The organism is Pandoraea sp. PE-S2R-1 (genome assembly GCF_002179865.1).
GTDB lineage: Bacteria > Pseudomonadota > Gammaproteobacteria > Burkholderiales > Burkholderiaceae > Pandoraea.
In genome coordinates this window covers 1-457 of record NZ_NGUR01000111.1, presented here as the reverse complement: position 1 = coordinate 457, position 457 = coordinate 1, and the positions used below count along the sequence as shown (strand labels likewise).

1 pseudogene is annotated in these 457 nt (G+C 65.2%); it reads left to right on the top strand.

From position 1 onward, the window contains the following. A pseudogene (locus CDV44_RS27280) lies at nt 1-311 on the top strand (cation-transporting P-type ATPase); the annotation flags it as partial. Between the last annotated feature and the right edge of the window lie 146 nt (nt 312-457).

Below are 457 nucleotides of genomic sequence, written 5' to 3'. Positions count from 1 at the left end.
GCCCCGCGCTCGCGGCCGCAGACGTTGGTTTCGCGATGGGCGTGACCGGCACCGATAGCGCGCTTGAGACGGCCGACGTCACGTTGATGGACGACGACCTGCGCAAGCTCCCCGCCTTCCTGGCGTTGTCCAGACGTTCGGCGAGCGTACTCAAGCAGAACATCATTCTGGCGCTCTCCATCAAGGCGGTGTTCTTCGCGCTGGCGGTTGCGGGACTGGCGTCGCTGTGGATGGCGGTATTCGCCGACGTGGGCGCGAGTCTGCTGGTGATCGCCAACGGCATGCGCCTGTTGCGCACGAAGGTGGCGTGAGATCGGCATGCCACGTGTTTTACGCCTCACGCCTGTGATGCCTGACGCCTGACGCTCAATCCTTGCGCATGCCGCGCTCAAGGGTGTGGGCGTTGGGCAACTGACACAGCACGTGGGCAGCGCGGCTGGTCGCGTTCACGATGACC